Annotated in this window: 15 protein-coding genes, 3 tRNA genes and 1 pseudogene; 1 reads left to right on the top strand and 18 read right to left on the bottom strand. The window is 60.5% G+C overall.

The features are described from left to right. Window positions 1-149 precede the first annotated feature (149 nt). The 18 genes and pseudogenes from AB4N84_RS19180 to AB4N84_RS19095 form a co-directional block, all read right to left on the bottom strand. Window positions 150-226: transfer RNA gene (locus AB4N84_RS19180), tRNA-Asp, on the bottom strand. A gap of 128 nt (window positions 227-354) precedes the next feature. After that, a tRNA-Asp gene (locus tag AB4N84_RS19175) sits at window positions 355-431 on the bottom strand. 88 nt (window positions 432-519) lie between these two features. Continuing rightward, window positions 520-595: transfer RNA gene (locus AB4N84_RS19170), tRNA-Val, on the bottom strand. 186 nt (window positions 596-781) lie between these two features. Continuing rightward, a complete protein-coding gene (locus tag AB4N84_RS19165) occupies window positions 782-1561 on the bottom strand; it encodes an SDR family oxidoreductase (RefSeq protein WP_460042661.1) in 780 nt (259 codons plus the stop codon). Further along, window positions 1558-2769: an O-succinylhomoserine sulfhydrylase gene (locus AB4N84_RS19160; RefSeq protein WP_460042659.1), complete on the bottom strand. Its 1212-nt coding sequence runs from the start codon at window positions 2767-2769 to the stop codon at window positions 1558-1560. Before AB4N84_RS19160 ends, AB4N84_RS19165 begins: the two co-directional genes overlap by 4 nt. 21 nt (window positions 2770-2790) lie before the next feature. Continuing rightward, a complete protein-coding gene (gene purF, locus AB4N84_RS19155; RefSeq protein ID WP_074758922.1) occupies window positions 2791-4299 on the bottom strand; it encodes an amidophosphoribosyltransferase in 1509 nt (502 codons plus the stop codon). Between the two features lie 12 nt (window positions 4300-4311). Then, window positions 4312-4899 carry a CvpA family protein gene (locus AB4N84_RS19150; protein ID WP_074758920.1) on the bottom strand — a complete coding sequence of 196 codons (588 nt, stop codon included), beginning with the start codon at window positions 4897-4899 and terminating at the stop codon, window positions 4312-4314. Between the two features lie 210 nt (window positions 4900-5109). After that, entirely contained in the window at window positions 5110-5793 is a 684-nt protein-coding gene (locus AB4N84_RS19145; RefSeq protein ID WP_460042658.1) for an SPOR domain-containing protein, read from the bottom strand. After that, window positions 5777-7083: pseudogene (gene folC, locus AB4N84_RS19140) on the bottom strand (bifunctional tetrahydrofolate synthase/dihydrofolate synthase). The gene AB4N84_RS19145 and the pseudogene folC overlap by 17 nt, the downstream one beginning before the upstream one ends. Then, window positions 7080-8000 carry an acetyl-CoA carboxylase, carboxyltransferase subunit beta gene (accD, locus tag AB4N84_RS19135; RefSeq protein WP_460042657.1) on the bottom strand — a complete coding sequence of 307 codons (921 nt, stop codon included), beginning with the start codon at window positions 7998-8000 and terminating at the stop codon, window positions 7080-7082. The pseudogene folC and the gene accD overlap by 4 nt, the downstream one beginning before the upstream one ends. A gap of 289 nt (window positions 8001-8289) precedes the next feature. Continuing rightward, on the bottom strand, window positions 8290-8910 hold the full coding sequence (locus AB4N84_RS19130) for a phosphoribosylanthranilate isomerase (RefSeq protein ID WP_074758916.1): 621 nt from the start codon (window positions 8908-8910) through the stop codon (window positions 8290-8292). 59 nt (window positions 8911-8969) lie between these two features. Further along, complete coding sequence (gene truA, locus AB4N84_RS19125) at window positions 8970-9794, bottom strand: tRNA pseudouridine(38-40) synthase TruA (RefSeq protein WP_460047064.1); 825 nt, start codon at window positions 9792-9794, stop codon at window positions 8970-8972. 281 nt (window positions 9795-10075) lie between these two features. Continuing rightward, entirely contained in the window at window positions 10076-12862 is a 2787-nt protein-coding gene (locus AB4N84_RS19120; RefSeq protein ID WP_460042655.1) for a FimV/HubP family polar landmark protein, read from the bottom strand. A 116-nt stretch (window positions 12863-12978) separates the two neighbouring features. Then, window positions 12979-13989, bottom strand: a complete 1011-nt coding sequence (locus tag AB4N84_RS19115) for an aspartate-semialdehyde dehydrogenase (RefSeq protein WP_460042653.1) — start codon at window positions 13987-13989, stop codon at window positions 12979-12981. A gap of 97 nt (window positions 13990-14086) precedes the next feature. After that, window positions 14087-14650, bottom strand: a complete 564-nt coding sequence (locus AB4N84_RS19110) for a DUF1285 domain-containing protein (protein ID WP_460042652.1) — start codon at window positions 14648-14650, stop codon at window positions 14087-14089. A 10-nt stretch (window positions 14651-14660) separates the two neighbouring features. Continuing rightward, entirely contained in the window at window positions 14661-15266 is a 606-nt protein-coding gene (locus tag AB4N84_RS19105; protein WP_460042651.1) for a DUF4823 domain-containing protein, read from the bottom strand. A 193-nt stretch (window positions 15267-15459) separates the two neighbouring features. Then, on the bottom strand, window positions 15460-16428 hold the full coding sequence (locus AB4N84_RS19100) for a GTP 3',8-cyclase MoaA (RefSeq protein WP_460042650.1): 969 nt from the start codon (window positions 16426-16428) through the stop codon (window positions 15460-15462). A 144-nt stretch (window positions 16429-16572) separates the two neighbouring features. Further along, entirely contained in the window at window positions 16573-17235 is a 663-nt protein-coding gene (locus AB4N84_RS19095) for a TetR/AcrR family transcriptional regulator (RefSeq protein WP_460042649.1), read from the bottom strand. Window positions 17236-17311: 76 nt separating this feature from the next. On the opposite strand from AB4N84_RS19095, the gene AB4N84_RS19090 reads away from it, so the two are divergent. Next, window positions 17312-18445: an aminotransferase class V-fold PLP-dependent enzyme gene (locus AB4N84_RS19090; RefSeq protein ID WP_460042648.1), complete on the top strand. Its 1134-nt coding sequence runs from the start codon at window positions 17312-17314 to the stop codon at window positions 18443-18445. Window positions 18446-18609: the final 164 nt, after the last annotated feature.

Here is an 18609-nt window from a genome sequence, read left to right as displayed (position 1 = left end):
CAAGCCGGCAATGATGTCATTTATCCTCGTGATCTGCAGCATCGCATGATCGACCGCAGACTGTAGGGCCAAATCGCAGGCACAAAAAAAGCGACCTAAGGTCGCTTTTTTTGTCGCTTCAAGGAGTTCAAGGGCCTTGAAGCTATGTATGGCGCAGCGGACGGGACTCGAACCCGCGACCCCCGGCGTGACAGGCCGGTATTCTAACCGACTGAACTACCGCTGCGTGTCGCACAGACTTGCGTCTGTTTAACTCTGTTGAAACCGGCTTCTATCAAGCCTGCTTCGTATAACACTGATTGATTGCCTTGGCGTTCAATCTCAAACCGGATGCTAGATCCGATCTGGAAAATATGGCGCAGCGGACGGGACTCGAACCCGCGACCCCCGGCGTGACAGGCCGGTATTCTAACCGACTGAACTACCGCTGCGCAGTGGTGGACTTGCGTCCTGCTGAATCTCAGTAACCTTCAGCGTGTCTTTCAAACCTCATAGCGTTAGCTACTCAGTGCTCAACGATGGTGGGTGATGACGGGATCGAACCGCCGACATTCTGCTTGTAAGGCAGACGCTCTCCCGGCTGAGCTAATCACCCTTTGCTTCGCTGAGGCCGCGAAATTTACGCAGGTACCGAACCTAAGTCAATAGCCTGCTTGAAGTTTTTTTCAAAAACGCCGTTTTTAGCTAAAAGCTTCAGGCGGTAAGCCGGGAACGAAAAAGCGAGCTCGAGGCTCGCTTTTGATTCCACTTGCAACTTCACGCTTGAAACGTGCGGGTGCGCTTAATCCACATAAATCATTTTCTTGCTCATGCCGCCGTCGACCACAAACTCCTGCCCGGTGACGAACCCCGAGTTCTTCGACAGCAACCAGGCGACCGTCGCCGCAACGTCCTCGACCGTCCCCACCCTGCCCGCCGGATGTTGAGCGTGATCGGCGTCGGACAACGGTTCGGCACGGCGCTGAGAAGGATCACGGGCATCGATCCAGCCCGGGCTGACCGCATTGACCCGCACCTGAGGCCCCAGACTCATGGCCAACGCGTGCGTCAGTGCCAGCAGGCCACCTTTGCTCGCCGCGTAGGCTTCGGTGTCGGGTTCAGACTGCCGAGCGCGCGTCGAACTCAGGTTGACGATGCTGCCACCGTGCGCACGCAGATACGGCGCACAATGTTTCGCCAACAGCATGGGACCACTGAGATTGACCGCCAGCACGCGATTCCAGTGGGCCAGATCAAGGCTTTCCAGCACCCTGTTGCGGGGATCGGCCACCGCCGCGTTGCACACCAGCGCGTCCAGACGGCCAAACATGCCGAGCACCTCGGCAACACCCTTGGCCACCTGCTCCTCGCTGGAGACGTCCATAGCGATGAACGAAGCATTGTCACCAAGCACACCGGCGACCGCCTCACCACGCTGACGGTCCACGTCGGCCAGCACGACCTGCCAGCCCTCGGTAATCAGCCAGGCAGCGATGCCCAGGCCGATGCCGCGCGCGGCCCCCGTCACCAACGCGACGCGGCCGTTGTGAACCCCGGCCGCCTCGACCACTAACTCACTCACAGCGCAGCCAGACCACGCGCCAGGTCGGCCTTGAGGTCGGCAACGTCTTCCAGGCCCACGGCAACCCGGATCAGGCTGTCGCGAATGCCGGCAGCTTCACGCTCCTGCGGCGCCAAACGGCCGTGGGAGGTGGTGCTTGGGTGCGTGATGGTGGTTTTGGTGTCGCCCAGGTTTGCCGTGATCGAAATCAGACGCGTCGCATCCATGAAGCGCCAGGCCCCGTCCTTGCCACCCTTGACTTCAAAACTGACGACGGCACCAAATGCCTTCTGCTGACGCTTGGCGAGGTCGTGCTGCGGGTGGCTTTCGAGACCGGCGTAATGCACTTTCTCGATGCCGTCCTGCTGCTCCAGCCACTGCGCCAGCTCGAGCGCGCTCTGGCAGTGCGCACGCATACGGATGTTCAGGGTTTCGAGGCCCTTGAGGAACAACCACGCGTTAAACGGGCTCAGGCTCGGCCCGGCGGTGCGCAGGAAGCCGACGACTTCTTTCATCTGCTCGCTGCGACCCACGACCACGCCACCCATGGCGCGACCCTGACCGTCAATGAACTTGGTCGCGGAGTGCACGACCACGTCCGCGCCCATGCGCAACGGTTGCTGCAGCGCCGGGGTACAGAAGCAGTTGTCGACGACCAGCATCGCGCCCTTGGCGTGAGCGATCTCGGCCAGCGCCGCGATGTCGACCAATTCGGCCAGCGGGTTGGACGGCGACTCGACGAACAGCAACTTGGTGTTCGGCTTGATCGCCGCGTCCCAACCGGACAATTCGGCCAGCGGCACGTAGTCGACCTGCACGCCGAAGCGCTTGAAGTACTTCTCGAACAGGCTGATGGTCGAACCGAAGACGCTCTTGGACACCAGCACGTGATCGCCCGCACTGCACAGGCTCATCACCGTGGCCAGAATCGCCGACATGCCCGTCGACGTCGCGACCGCTTGCTCACCGCCTTCCAGCGCGGCGATGCGCTCTTCGAAAGAGTGCACCGTCGGGTTGGTGTAGCGCGAATAGACGTTGCCCGGCATGTCACCGGCAAACGTGGCGGCCGCATCGGCTGCCGTGCGGAACACGTAGCTCGAGGTGAAGAACAATGGATCGCTGTGTTCGCTCTCCGGCGTACGGTGCTGACCAGCGCGAACAGCGAGGGTGTCGAACCCTACGCCTTCCAGATCGCTGTCCAGTCGACCGGCATCCCATTGCTGAGTCATGCCGCCTACTCCTTGTCTGAATTAGTTGTTGTACAGATCGATGATCGCGCTGACGGCCTGAGTCTTGACCTTGGAGGCGTCGTTACGCGCCTGCTCGATCTTGTTCAGGTAGTGCTCGTCGATGTCACCGGTCACGTACTTGCCGTCGAAGACCGAGCAATCGAAGTTATCGATCTTGATCTTCTTGCTGCCGCTCACCGCTTCGATCAGGTCACTGAGGTCCTGATAGATCAACCAGTCGGCACCGATGAGGTCGGCCACGTCCTGAGTCGAACGGTTGTGAGCGATCAGCTCGTGAGCACTCGGCATGTCGATGCCGTAGACGTTAGGGAAGCGTACAGCGGGGGCCGCAGAGCAGAAGTACACGTTCTTGGCGCCGGCTTCGCGGGCCATCTGAATGATCTGCTTGCACGTGGTGCCGCGCACGATGGAGTCGTCCACCAGCATCACGTTCTTGCCACGGAACTCAAGTTCGATGGCGTTGAGCTTCTGGCGTACGGACTTCTTGCGTGCTGCCTGACCCGGCATGATGAAGGTCCGGCCGATGTAACGGTTCTTGACGAAGCCCTCGCGGAACTTGACGCCCAGGTGGTTGGCCAGCTCAAGGGCGGCCGTGCGGCTGGTGTCCGGAATCGGGATGACCACGTCGATGTCGTGATCGGGACGCTCGCGCAGGATCTTGTCAGCCAGCTTCTCGCCCATGCGCAGACGCGCTTTGTAGACCGAGATGCCGTCGATGATCGAGTCCGGGCGCGCCAGGTACACGTGTTCGAAGATGCACGGAGCGTATTTCGGGCTCTTTGCGCACTGACGGGTGTGCAGCTTGCCGTCTTCGGTGATGTAAACCGCTTCGCCCGGCGCCAGGTCACGGATGAGCGTGAAGCCCAGCACGTCGAGCGCAACGCTTTCGGAAGCGATCATGTACTCGACGCCTTCGTCGGTATGACGCTGGCCGAACACAATCGGGCGGATGGCGTCCGGGTCACGGAAACCGACGATGCCATAACCGGTGATCATCGCCACAACGGCGTAGCCACCACGGCAACGGTTGTGCACGTCGGTCACGGCCGCGAAGATGTCTTCTTCGGTCGGCTGCAGCTTGCCGCGCACGGCCAGCTCGTGAGCGAAGACGTTGAGCAACACTTCCGAATCGGAGTTCGTGTTTACATGGCGCAGGTCAGATTCAAAGATCTCCTTGGCCAGTTGCTCGACGTTGGTCAGGTTGCCGTTGTGCGCCAGCGTGATGCCGTACGGCGAGTTGACGTAGAACGGCTGGGCTTCGGCCGAAGTCGAGCTGCCCGCGGTTGGATAACGTACGTGACCAATGCCCATGTGGCCGACCAGACGCTGCATATGGCGTTGGTGGAACACATCACGAACCAGACCGTTGTCCTTGCGCAGGAACAACCGGCCGTCATGGCTGGTCACGATACCGGCAGCGTCCTGGCCGCGGTGCTGGAGGACGGTGAGCGCGTCATACAGCGCCTGATTGACGTTCGACTTGCCGACGATACCGACGATGCCACACATGCGACACAACCCCTACTTAGTGGAACTGGATTTACCGAGCACTTCCTGCGGCGTTGTAGGCGGCAGGAGGTGATCCTTGAACGGGATATCAACAGGTACGCTGACTCCGCTGGCTAGCCACTTGCTGGACATCCCGAGAATCAGGTTTTTCGACCAGTCAGCGACCGTGACAAATTGTGGGAGCAGCCTGGACTGCTGCCACCATTGATCCTGTTGTACCGGGCCCAGGCTCAACAGCCCGGCCGCGATGACGACCAGCAGGCCTCCGCGCGCCGCGCCGAAGACCATACCCAGAAAACGATCGGTCCCGGAAAGGCCGGTGACGCGAATCAGTTCCCCGATCAGAAAGTTGACCATGGCGCCGACCAGCAAGGTGGCGACGAAAAGAATAGTGCAGCCGGCAATCACACGGGCTGAAGGTGTTTCGATGTAGTTGACCAGATACTGCGAAAGCGACCCGCCAAACATCCAGGCAACCGCACCGGCAATGATCCAGGTCAGCAAAGACAGCGCTTCTTTGACGAAGCCACGCTTGAGGCTGATCAATGCGGAGATGGCGACAATCGCAAGGATCGCCCAGTCAACCGGAGTAAATGCCACGTTGAAGCCTGCAGACGGATAAGGCGGCGCATTTTAGCAGAGCGCTCGCCCGGCGGTAAGCAGGGATTACGGATGGTCGCCAATTAACGCGAACTATTGGACTTTGGCAGGCGCCACAGCCTCGAATCGCGCCTGCTCGCCGAGCAAGCCCCTGATTCCCTATGCAGGAACGCGCTTGCTCGCGAACAGAGACGTGCTGCCGACTCGAGACTATTTACGCTCAGGCACGAAGCGTACGACGATACCCTTGAGCTTCTGCTGCTTGTCGAGTTGGTCACGCAAGCGATCCGCCTCGGCGCGCTCGATCAGCGGACCGACAAACACCCGGTTCACGCCGTCAGACGTGCGGATATAGGCGTTGTAGCCCTGAGTGCGCAGGGTTTTCTGCAGATTATCGGCATTGGCCCGGTTGGACAGGCTGGCGACCTGAACGGCCCAGGTGACCGACAGGCCGTTGGCATCGACCCGATTCGTGTCAGCGGCAGGCGCTGCCGGCGCAGGCGCTGGCGCTGGCGCAGCAGGGGCCGGTGCCGGTTTTGCCGGAGCCGGCGCAGGTGTGGCCTTCGCGGCAGGCGCAGACGCAACAGGCTTGGACGGCGCCGGCGCGATAGGCATGGACGGAGGTTGCTGGTTGACCGTCGGCTGGCTGGGATGCGCCAGCTCTTCATCGGTCGGTACGGGCTCTTGTGGCAGCGGTTGCTGCTCGGGAACCGACACCGGCTCGACTTTAAGCTGAGAAACGGCGGGCGCTTGCGGGGCCGCGGGCGCGTCCACCTGCACATGGCGCGCTTCATCCTGACGCGAAAACAGCATCGGCAGGAAAATCACCGCGATGGCAATCAGTACCAGCGCACCCACCATGCGTTGTTTGTACGCCTTATCCAGCAAAGCCATGTGTCACTTCCTCCGTGACGCGCCAGCAAGCCATTCCAGGGCCTCGGCTACGCAATAAAAAGACCCGAACAGGACAATTTCGTCGTCCGCTGTCGCGTGTGCACACTGCGCCTCAAGCGCCTGCGCGACACTGGGGTAGGACGTCACGGTCGCGCCAAGGTTCTGTAATGCCTGAGCAATTTCCTGCTCCGAGCGACTGCGCGCAGTCGGCAGCGGCGCCACCGCCCAACGGCTGAAGCAATGCGTCAGCGCGCTCAGCACGCCGTCCAGATCCTTGTCGCCGAGCAGGCCGAACACCGCAAGACGCTTGCCCGCGACAGGCCGCTGATCCAGGCGCTGAGCCAGGAAGACCGCCGCATGCGGGTTGTGCCCAACATCCAGTAACAGGTGCAACTGCTTACCCTGCCACTCGAACGTACGCCGATCCAGTCGGCCGGTGACACGCGTATCCAGCAAGGCAGCACGAATGGACGCCTCATTCCACGGCAGCCCCATCAACAGATAGGCCTGCAACGCCAGCGCGGCATTCTGCATCGGCAAGTCGAGCAGCGGCAGGTCGCGCAACTCGACGCGTTGCCCCTTGGCATCGGTGCCAAACCAGTTCCAGGACGCCGACTCGACGGACAGATCGAAATCAGTGCCGCGCAAGGACAGCGGGCAATTCAAGGCCTGCGCGCGATCCAGCAACGGCTGAGGCGGATCAAGATCGCCACACAGCGCGGGACGCCCTTCACGGAAAATACCGGCTTTTTCGAACGCCACCGACTCGCGGGTGTTGCCCAGCCACTCGGCATGATCGACACCGATACTGGTCACCAGCGCCATGTCGGCGTCTATCAGGTTGACCGCATCCAGCCGCCCGCCCAGACCGACTTCCAGCACAACAGCGTCCAGCGCCGCCTGCTCGAACAGCCAGAACGCCGCCAGCGTGCCCATTTCAAAGTAAGTCAGGGAAATGTCGCCGCGCGCCCTCTCGATCACCTCGAAGGCCTCGCACAACTGCTCATCGGTGGCTTCAACGCCCTGCACCTGCACCCGCTCGTTGTAACGAACCAAGTGTGGCGAGCTGTAGACGCCGACCTTCAAGCCCTGCGCTTGCAACAACGAGGCGACAAAGGCACAGGTCGAGCCTTTGCCGTTGGTGCCGGTGACCGTAATGACGCGAGGCGCGGGGCGGCTCAGACCGATGTTCAGCGCTACCTGTTGCGAACGGTCCAGCCCCATGTCAATGGCAGACGGATGCAGCTGCTCCAGGTAGCTGAGCCAGTCGCTCAGAGAGCGTGCGGTCATATGTTCGCCGGAGCCGGCGGAACAACGATCGGCTCGAGTTTCGGGGCGACGAATTTAGGGGTCGGAAGGCCCATCATCTGAGCGAGCAGATTGCCCAGGCGCTGACGCAGCTCCTGGCGGTGAACGATCATGTCGATCGCGCCGTGATCCAGCAGGAACTCACTGCGCTGGAAGCCTTCCGGCAGTTTTTCACGCACCGTTTGCTCGATCACGCGAGGGCCGGCAAAACCGATCAGGGCTTTTGGCTCGGCGACAATCACGTCACCCAGCATCGCCAGACTCGCCGACACACCGCCGTAGACCGGGTCGGTGAGCACGGAAATGAACGGAATGCCTTCTTCACGCAGGCGCGCCAGGACCGCCGAGGTCTTGGCCATCTGCATCAGGGAAATCAGTGCTTCCTGCATGCGCGCGCCACCGGACGCGGCGAAGCAGATCATCGGGCAACGATTTTCCAGCGCGTAATTGGCGGCCTGAACGAAACGCTCGCCCACGATCGCACCCATCGAACCGCCCATGAACGAGAATTCAAAGGCACTGCACACCACCGGCATGCCCAACAGCGTGCCACTCATGGAAATCAGTGCGTCTTTTTCACCGGTTTGCTTCTGGGCAGCGACCAGACGGTCCTTGTATTTCTTGCTGTCACGGAATTTCAGGCGATCGACCGGCTCAAGATCCGCACCAATCTCCTGACGACCTTCGGTGTCGAGGAAAATGTTCAGACGCGCGCGGGCGTCGATACGCATGTGGTGGTTGCACTTTGGGCAAACGTCCAGGGTCTTTTCCAGCTCTGGCCGATACAGCACCGCTTCACAGGACGGGCATTTGTGCCAAAGGCCTTCAGGTACCGAGCTTTTCTTGACCTCGGAACGCATGATCGAAGGGATCAGTTTGTCTACCAACCAGTTGCTCATGCTTTCTTTCTCCAGTACCGGTGGCCGAAACGCGATGGCGATCAATGCCACGCGCATGCCTAATCAAATTTCGTCTGCAGCCTGGCAAACCGTCGCACAACGATCGGCGCCTTGGCCTGACCTGCTGTAACGACACATATGCCGATGACTGCGCTCAACTTCTTACCGCGAAACGCCTGAGCGTCTTCGCCTGTTCAATATTGGTTGCCCACAAACCGTGGTCGCAGGCTAGTGGACGGCGACCGCTGGTCTGTCGTCACATCAACGGGCCACGCCATCGGAAAAAACGTCATGTGCCGTGGACCGCGCTCATGAAGGCGCGGATCTTGTCGTGATCCTTGATGCCTCTGGTCTTTTCCACGCCACCGCTGACGTCCACCGCGTACGGACGGACCTGCGCGATGGCTTGAGAGACATTAGCCGACGTCAGGCCACCGGCCAAAATGATCGGCTTGCTCAGATGTTTTGGAATCAATGCCCAATCGAACGTTTCGCCCGTACCGCCGGGTACGCCTGCGACGTAGGTATCCAGCAGGATACCGCTCGCCTTCTCATACAGGACGCAGCTGGCGGCGATGTCATCACCGGCCTGCACACGCAGCGCCTTGATGTAAGGGCGCTGGTAGCCTTCGCACTGCTCCGGGGTTTCGTCTCCGTGAAACTGGATAAGGTCCAGTGGCACTTCATTGAGCAAGGCGTTCAGGGCTTCCCGCTCAGCATTGACGAACAGCCCGACGGTGCTCACGAACGGCGGTAATTGGGCAATGATCGCGTGCGCCTGCTCAACGGTGACGGCGCGCGGGCTCTTGGGATAGAACACGAAGCCGATGGCGTCGGCTCCCGCTTCGACAGCGGCCAACGCATCTTCTATGCGGGTAATCCCGCAGATCTTGCTGCGAACGGCAGACATGTAGTGAAGACCTCAAGCCTTGCGAAAGTCCCGGATGGTAGCAAATGCTGTACCGGGCGTCAGCCTTCCAGTTCGGTGAACCCGGTGAGAAAGTGCGGACCGACATAACGCTCCGGCAACGGAAACTCGTCCCGGTATTCGACCTGGACCAGATACAGACCAAATGGATGCGCGGTCACACCGCCGGTACGCCGCACGCGGCTCTCGAGCACTTCACTGGCCCACTCGATCGGCCGCTCCCCTGCCCCGATGGTCATCAGCACACCGGCGATGTTGCGCACCATGTGGTGAAGGAAGGCGTTGGCGCGAATATCGATGACAATCATCTTGCCGTGGCGGGTGACGCGCAGGTGATGAAGCTGCTTGATCGGTGACTTGGCCTGGCATTGCCCGGCACGAAACGCACTGAAGTCGTGAATCCCCACCAGATACTCGGCCGCCAGCGCCATACGCTCGACGTCCAGCGGACGGTGATTCCAGGTGATTTCCTGGCCCAGGTGCGCCGGGCGGATCTGGTCGTTGTAGATGACGTATCGATAGCGGCGGGCAATCGCCTTGAAGCGGGCATGAAAATGCGCAGGCATTTCTTTCGCCCAGGTCACGCTGATGTCGTGAGGCAGGTTGATGTTGGCGCCCATGGTCCACGCTTTCATCGTGCGCACGGCCCTGGTATCGAAATGCACGACTTGCCCGCAGGCATGCACACCCGCATCGGTACGACCGGCGCACATCAGCGAAACGGGCGAATCGGCCACTCTGGACAGGGCGTTTTCCAACGTTTCCTGAACCGTCAGCACGCCGGTGGACTGCCGCTGCCAGCCGCTGTAACGCGATCCTTTGTATTCCACGCCCAGTGCGATTCTGGAAAAACCCTCGGCCGCCATTTCGGCTGCCGCTGTTTCTGCCTCTGTGTCTGTAGTTGCCAAGAGCTTGAAGCCTGTCGAGATGCGCAAGGGCGGCCATTATACGGATGCCGGGAAAAGACGCCATTGGCAGTGGTCACCCGCCTCCAGCACCGCCCGACACCCCTCCACCTCAGACACAGCACGAAGCCACAGGATTACAGCTGCCTTGCGGGAGTGACCAGGCCAACTCCCACAGATTTCCGCATTCCAAATAAAAACGACCGCCGAGGCGGTCGTTTTTCACACAAAGCACATCCGGATCAGGCGAGTCGCGACAACATATCCCGGGCTTCGGTTTTCTGCCCGTCATCCCCTTCCGCCACGACCTCATCGAGAATGTCACGAGCGCCGTCGGCGTCGCCCATTTCGATGTAGGCACGGGCCAGGTCCAGCTTGGTTGCCGCTTCATCGGTGCCCGAAAGGAAATCGAACTCAGGCTCGTCATCGGCCAGCAACGCGTCGTCTTCCGTGAAGGCCGGCGGGCTGTCGAACGGCTTGGCGATGGCAGGCTGCTCCAGACTCTGCGAGAGGCGATCAAGCTCGGCGTTCACGTCATCGATCTCGGAGGCAAAGGCTTGCGAAGCCTGCTCGGTCTCCATCTCGTCGGCCAGCGACAGATCGAAATCGGCCGGCAACTCAAGGTCATCTTCCGAGGCAGGTTTGCTGGCACCCAGGTCCGCCGTCTCGTCGAAGGCTGGCAGATCGCGCAACTCATCGTCCATGCCCAACAGATAATCGTCCTCAGCCTTTAGCCCCGGTTGATCTTCGGCCAGGTTCAGGTCGAAGTCCGCCAGGTCGGTCGGCTCGGTATTCTTGGCTTCGGTCTGTTCGCGCAGGATCGAATCGAAATCCAGGTCATCCGGGGTCGAACCGCCGAACGGCGCGTCCAGATCCAGATCGTCGAGGCCATCATCCGCCACGTGCGCGGAGTGGTCCTTAACCTCAGCAGGCGACGTGGCCTCGAGGTCGTCCAGGCTCAAATCGAACGCGGTGTCGAAGTCATCGGGCGCTTGCACGACAGGCTCCGGCGCAGGCTCAGGTTCTACTGCCGGCGCAGGCTCATCTTTATCGCTCAGCAGATCCTCAACGTATTTTGCATCCATTTCCGCCGCCAAAGCCGCCGCTGCCGCAACACCCGCCGCCGCTGCAGCCGCAGATGCCATGGCGGGATAACGGGTTTTGAGCTGCTCGACTTCAGCGTGGTTCTTTCCCGTGGCAACCAACTGCCGCTCCTGAGCGACGAAACCTGCCTGGTTGTCCTGCTGGGCGTAGATTTCCATGAGCTTGAGGCGCAGATCGCTGCGCAGAGGCTCTTCCTTGATGGCTTCTTCCAGCAACGCGGCAGCCTGATTGGTGCGGCCATAAGCGATGTGGATTTCGGCCTGCACGAGGACATCAGCGGGACGTTCGCGGGTCGGCTCGACGATCACGGCCGCCAGCGGTGCCATCTTTACATTCGGCGCAGGCACCTCCAGACCCTCGAAACTGCTTTCAGGCATGTCCATGTCGGAGGCAAAGTCGGACTCTTCCGACAGGGCGCGGGCCATTTGTCGATGTTTCTCAGCCTCGATCAATGCATTGCGACGACGGGCCAACAGCAACAGAAGCAACAGCAGCACCAACAACGCACCGCCACCGATCAGTCCCATGAGCATCGGGCTGGCCAGAATCTTGTCGAGGGCGCTCTGGTTGTCAGCGTTATTCGACGCGTCAGGCGGCGCAACGGCCAGCGGCTGATCCGGCGTCGCACCCGTCACCTTGGCGCCCTCGACCGGCAGCGCGTCTTCCGGCGCGATTTCATTCGGTGGCTTGCCGGCCGCGTCCGGCGCGGCTGACGGCGGAACGATTTCGGCTGGCATCGCCGGGTTGGCGGCGTTGTTCGGATTGGTCACGCTGTTCGGGCTGACGGTGTTGTTCGCGTCGGCAGCAGGCGGTGGAACCGCTGCGCCAGCGGCCTGCATCTTGGCCAACTGATCGTTCTTCAACTGGATCAGGCGATTCAGCTTGTCGACCTGACTTTGCAAGTCGCTCATGCGGCTCTTTAGCTCGGCATTGTCGCGACGGGTGCTGTCCAGGCTTTCCTGGGTCACCGCGAGCTTGTTGTTTAGCTCGGCGGCATCACCGGCAGCGCCCTTCGCACCTGGCTTGGTGTTGGCCGCGACCAGACTGAGGTTGTCCTTGGCGTCGATCTGGGCAGGCGTCGCGTCGGTACGATCACGGCGGGTCGCATCGACCTGACGCGCGCCGGTCGGCATGCGACGCCCCTCACGCCATGCACGATTCTGCTCGGCGACCTCAGCCACGGCGCGCGGCTGCGGCGTCGCGGTGACTTCCTGCGACGAAGGCAGGCGCAATACCTGGCCTTTCTTCAGCCGGTTGATGTTGCCTGCGATAAACGCATCCGGATTGAGCGCCTGAATCGCCAGCATGGTTTGCTGCACGGTACCGCCGTTACGCACACGTTCGGCGATCTCCCACAACGTGTCGTTGTTGGCCGTGGTGTATTCGGTGTATTTCGGCGAGGCCGGCGCAGCCGGTGGCTGGGCAGGCGTAGGCGCTGGGGTTTGTGCGGCCGGAGCCTGCGCGGGCGCAGCGCTCGGTGCAGTGGACGGCAATTGCGCGGCGGCAGCGGCCGCCTGTGGCGAAAACTTCGGTGGATCAAGCAACAGGCTGTATTCGCGCAGCACACGGCCATTAGGCCAGAGCACCTGCACGAGGAATTTCACATAGGGATCGCGGATGGGCTTGGTCGACGTGATCCGCAGCACGCTCTTGCCACCGGGATTGACCACCGGGGTAAAGGTCAAGTCATCGAGGATCGCCATCCGGCCGACGCCCGCTTGCGCGAACTCGGCAGAAGTGGCCAGACTCGGCACGACCTGCGCCGCATTGAGGTCCTGAACTTGCGTGAGTTCGATTTCGGCCAGCAGCGGCTGATTCAGGGTCGACTTGACGGTCAAACCGCCGAGCCCGAGCGCCTGGGCCATCCCGGACGTCAGCGCCGAAGCCGCAGCGATTGCTAAAACCAGTTTACGAACCTGAACCATAGCCCATCCCTTGTTTAAAATTTCCCCGGCAACCGAGAAGATAAAGCCTGCTAGGGCGTAGGGCGTTTCGACACGCCGCAGCTAGAATGATTCTTTGAATTGTTGGCAAGTATCTTTTACACAACGTCTTTTATCAACAATTCAGCCACCTGCACAGCGTTCAGCGCCGCACCTTTGCGCACATTGTCCGACGTCACCCAGAAATTGAGCTCACAGGCATCGTCGATCCCGCCACGCAAGCGTCCTACGTAGACAGCATCCTGGCCAACCGCATCGCCGACCGGCGTCGGATAATCCCCTGCGTCGACCAGATCGATCCCCTGTGCGGCATCGAGCGCCGCAGCGACCGCTGCAACATCCACGGGCGCCGACGTCAGCACCGACACGCTCAGGCTATCGCCGAAAAACACAGGTACTTGAATGCAGGTCACACCGACCTTGATTAAAGGCAGCGAGAGCAACTCTCGCAACTCGGCAACCAAACGTTTTTCAAGGGGAACATGACCCTGCGCGTCTGGCGTACCGACTTGAGCCAACACGTTGAACGCCATCTGCCGGTCAAACACCTTGGGTTCCAGCGGTCGAACATTCAGCAATTCAGCGGTTTGCCGCGCGAGTTCGGTGACGCCTTCGCGGCCCAGGCTAGACACCGCCATGCAGGCGGTCACGCTGATCCGCTGGACATCGATGAGCGCATGCAACGGCGCCAGCACGACGGACAACGCTGCCGCTGCAGGGCTCGGGCAGGCGACCTGATAGGGTTTTGTCAGGCGGGCGAGCAACGGAGCGTTGACCTCGGGGACCACGTTAGGCGCCTGCTCGACCGGCAGACCGCCAGACAGATCGATCACGGCACAACCCGCCGCGGTCGCGCGTGCGGCGTAACTGCGGGTCACGGCCGGGCCTGCGGCGAAGAAGGCGATCTTCACCTTGTTGAAATCAAACGCGTCGACCTCACGCACGCGGACGTTCTTGCCGCGATACGCGACCGAGCTGCCCGCCGATTCCGCACTGGCCAGCAGGTGCAGATCACCCACCGGGAAATCGCGCTCTTCAAGAATCTGGACGATGGTTTCGCCGACAGTACCGGTGGCGCCGATCACGGCGATATCAATGGACTGGCTCATGCAAAAACCTCAGAAAAATCGGGGGGCGGCACTTTAACCGCGAGAGAGGTGCCAGGCAATTGACCTGGCAAAACACACAGCAACACGCTTCGATCCGTCAGGGTTCCAGACCGATACGGAAGAACTCGCCCTGGCTCCAGACGCCCATCCAGCGCTCCCCGTCGATCTCGCGGGTGACCGAGAGATCAACCAGTTGATAGAAGACATTACGGTGAATCAAGGCCTCCAGGTTGGCGCGCACATGAAGGTAGGGTGCAGGTTCCTGGGTGGCCGGGTCGATCGAGACGCGCAAAGGATGCTCGGCGCCCGCCTCCACCGCGTCTTCGACATTGGTGGTGAAACGCAGCACCTGTGATTCGCCCTCTCCCTGCACCTCCAGCAATACGGCCACGAAAGGCGCGTCATCGACCGTGATGCCGACCTTCTCGACCGGCGTGATCAGGAAATAGTCATCGCCGTCGCGGCGGATGATGGTGGAAAAGAGCCGGACCATGGGTTTGCGCCCGATCGGCGTCCCCAGATAAAACCAGGTGCCGTCACGGGCGATCCGCATGTCGATATCGCCACAGAAATCCGGATTCCACAGGTGCACCGGCGGCAAACCTTTGCCGCTCTTGGGGATCTGCGCCAGCAGGTCGTTGGCTTTGCCCGGATCACTCATACGCTATTCCTCAGCGGGCTTCGACGCCCAACAAACTGCGAGCGTAATCCTCCATCGGTGGACCTAGCAAATCCTCAGGCTTGGTATCGTGCAGCGTCAACAAGCCACCACGGCTGTGAATGCGCGCCGAATCGATCAGATAGCGGGTGTTGGTTTCAATCAGCATCAGTTGAATCACGCCGCTGTCGATCCCCAGACGATCGATAGCCTCCTGGTCCGACCACTCGTCAAAATTGCCGATGCGGTCGTCCGCCTTGGCGAAGCGGGTATAGAGCAGATAATGCGCGCCGGCCGCACGGGCCTCGTTCATCGCATCATCCAGACCTTCCGGTGCGCGCGCGCGGCGAACCATCGGGAAGTACTCGATGAAACCGTTGAAGGCTTCTTCGGCCACCACGTTAGGACGCGGATACGCGCCACCCGGCGGAGCGAAAGCGCCTTGAGCGATATAAATGAACGAGTCCGGCTGCAGGCGGAAGTTATTGATTCGGCGCGTCGAGCTATGGTCCAGCAGACCCGCATCGCTGAGCTCGTCGTGGGCGCCTTGTGCCAGATCGCTGACGTGCATGCAGCCACTCAATGCCAACAACGTCAGCAGTAAAACCAGGCTACGCATTACTTCCTCCAAAGTCCGGCGACGGAAAACCGGCGAATGGCCGGGTGATGCAGCTTTTGCGCCAGCTCTGGACAAACCAGAGGCACCAGGCTCTTTGGACGCGAATTCCTTCGCGAAAATGCTTGCAGTCAGAAGAGATGTCCTTCGACCCTGTCGGTCTCTCGCAAACCGTTCGATTCGCGAAGGGCAGGACTCAACCGCCAATGATCTTCATGACGGTCGCGCCACCGGAAAACGCAACCGCCTGCTTGTCGCCCAGTGCCTTGATCAGCAAGCGCTGCAACGCCGGCAACGCCTCGTGCCGTGGCTTGTCGAACAGATCGCCGACGTAATGCCGATGGCTGGACGACAGGCACCCGTGCAGCCATCCCGTCGACGAAAGACGCAGACGTGAGCACGTGCGACAAAACGGCACGCTTTCGTTGGCGATGACGCCGAAATGGCCTTGATCAGGAATGCGATAACGTACCGCTGTCGCATCGACCGGCGCATCGGCCTGCGAATACGCGTAGCGCTCGCCGATCAGCGACAGCAGTTGCGCAAGGCTGACGAATTGCTGAAGAAAGGCGTTCTGATCGCCTGCCAGATGCCCCATGCGCATCAGCTCGATGAAGCGTAATTCGTAGCCACGCGCCAGGCAGTACTCGAGCAGCGGCATGACCTGATCCAGGTTCTGACCCCGCAACGGCACCATATTGACCTTGATCCGAATGCCCGCCGCCCTCGCCTGCTCCATGCCGTCCAGCACGGTGTTCAAATCGCCGCCCCGAGCGATCGCGCGAAATGCGCCCGGATCAAGCGTGTCGAGCGAGACATTGATCCGACGAATGCCGGCGTCCAGCAAAATCGGCAGCTTGCGCGCGAGCAGTTGGCCGTTGGTGGTCAGGCTGATGTCGGAAAGGCCCATACGGCCAATCTGACGCATGAATCCCTCTAGACGTGGGCTTACCAACGGCTCACCGCCCGTGATGCGCAAGCGTTCGATGCCGGCCGCTTCAATCAAGTACTCCACGCCGCGCGCCATGGCGTCCGCCGACAGTTCATTCTGCGCAGCAACCAGCCGCTTGCCGTCGGGCACGCAGTAGGTACAGGCGTAATTGCACGCAGACGTCAGACTGATCCGCAGGTTGCGGAAACGTCGGCCTTGGCGATCAACGATCATGGGAAACTCCGGGAATGGCACAGCGCGCAAAAAACTGACTCATAAATCAACTTTTAGCAAGCGGCATTCCGGGCAAACACGAGGCAGCTCCAGAGCAGAGCACCCGCGTGCCTGCCCAGGAAACGAATTATCGCGAAACGAGGTTCAAGTCCCGGAGATTTCCGGCTTGAGGTCATGCCCTGACTCAGGATCACGCTTGCGCTTGTTGCCCATGCGCACACCGATGTCCATCAGGAACTGGAAGAAGCCTTCCTGATCTTCCAGCACATTGCTCCAGAACGGCGAGTGGTACAACGCAACCGCGCCATGCACCAGCGCCCAGGCGGCGCAATAGTGGAAGTAAGGCGGCACGTCTTCCAGCTTGCCTTCGGAGATCCGGCCTTTGATGAGCAGGGTCAGGTGTTCGAAGTTCGAGGCGCGGATCTTGTGCAACTGCTCGACCATCTCCGGGACCTGATTACCCTTGACCACCTTCTCTTCCAGACGGTCGAACAGACGATAACGCTGCGGGTCACGCATGCGGAATTCAAAGTAGGCGCGCGAGAGCGCTTCCTTGTCCTTGTCGACGTCGGCAGAGTGAAGCAACTCGTTCAAATCACGCTCGTAGTCGAGCATAAGACGCAGATAGATCTCCGCCTTCGACTTGAAGTGCTTATAAATGGTGCCTTTGCCAATACCCACGGCATCGGCAATCATCTCGACGGTGACACTGTCTTCACCCTGTTCGAGAAACAGCTTGAGCGCGGTATCGAGAATTTCTTGCTCACGTCGCCGAAACTCACGGACCTTACGAGGTTCTTTCTGCATAGGAAGAGGCTGTGGGTTCAAAATCGAAGCCGCACATTATGCCTAACTTGCAGCAAATTGCACGGATCATCCGACCATGTCTACGTTTCATGACGAATTCGCCCAAGCCCCCGACTTGCGATATTTAAACCACGCAGCCGTCGGGCCATGGCCGAAACGCACCGCTGCCGCCGTCGGTAAATTCGCTGAAGAGAACGTTTTGCTGGGCGCGCGCGACTATCCGGACTGGATGAAGGTCGAGCAACGCCTTCGCGAACGATTGGCCCGACTGCTGAACGCACCGTCGACCGATGACATTGCACTGGTCAAAAATACCTCGGAAGCCCTGTCTTTTGTCGCTTTTGGCCTCGACTGGAAAGCGGGCGACAACGTAGTGATCAGCGATGAGGAATTCCCGTCCAACCGTGTCGTCTGGGAAGCCCTCAAGCCGCAGGGTGTCGACGTGGTTCAAGTCAGCTTGAAAGGCGACGACCCGGAAGGGGCATTGCTGGCGGCGTGCGGACCGCGCACACGCCTGCTGTCCATCAGCTCGGTTCAGTTCGCAACGGGCACGCGCCTCAATGTCGAACGCCTGGGCCACGGTTTGAAGCAGCTCGGCGTGCTGTTCTGCATCGATGCGATTCAACACATCGGCGCCCTGCCGTTCGATGTTCAGGCCAGCCAGTGCGATTTCGCGATGGCGGACGGGCACAAATGGATGTGCAGCCCGGAAGGACTGGGCGTTTTCTATTGTCGCGCCGCGTTGAGGCCCCACTTGAAGCTGCACGCGTTCGGCTGGCACATGCTCGAAGACTCCGGTAACTATGGACGTCACGAATGGCAGCCCGCCGCCACTGCTCAGCGGTTCGAATGCGGCAGCCCGAACACACTCGGCGCCATGGCGCTGGACGCGAGCCTTTCACTGCTCGAAGATGTCGGGATGGAACGAGTGGGAAACGCCGTCCTTGAACGGGTGAAATGGCTCGAAGAAGGCCTGAGCGCGATCAGCGGCGTGCAACTGCATTCATCCCGCGAAGCCGAGCGCCGTTCCGGCATCCTGACCTTCAGCATCGATGGCTTACAGGCAACCACCGTGTGGCAGCAACTCATGCAAAATCAGGTGGTGTGCCTGCCCAGAGGGCCTGGCATACGCTTTTCGCCGCACTTCTATACACAATCACGGGTAATCGAAGAGACATTGGCGATAGTGCGGCGCGTTGCCATGCATTGAGGCATCAGCAGCGGTCTGATATTCCAAAACTGTTTAAAAAACGTACAGCACGGCGCTGGACGCCTGTGGAATATGACCAATACTTAAATTCGCTGATGCGGCATCTCCCCCAAGTGCCGGCATCGGTAAAGGCACCAATGGATAGCGTGTCTTTGTTTTACTCC

The organism is Pseudomonas sp. S2_H01, from assembly GCF_054668305.1.
The sequence above is the reverse complement of the archived record's forward strand: the minus strand, read 5'-3'. Positions and strand labels throughout refer to the sequence as shown.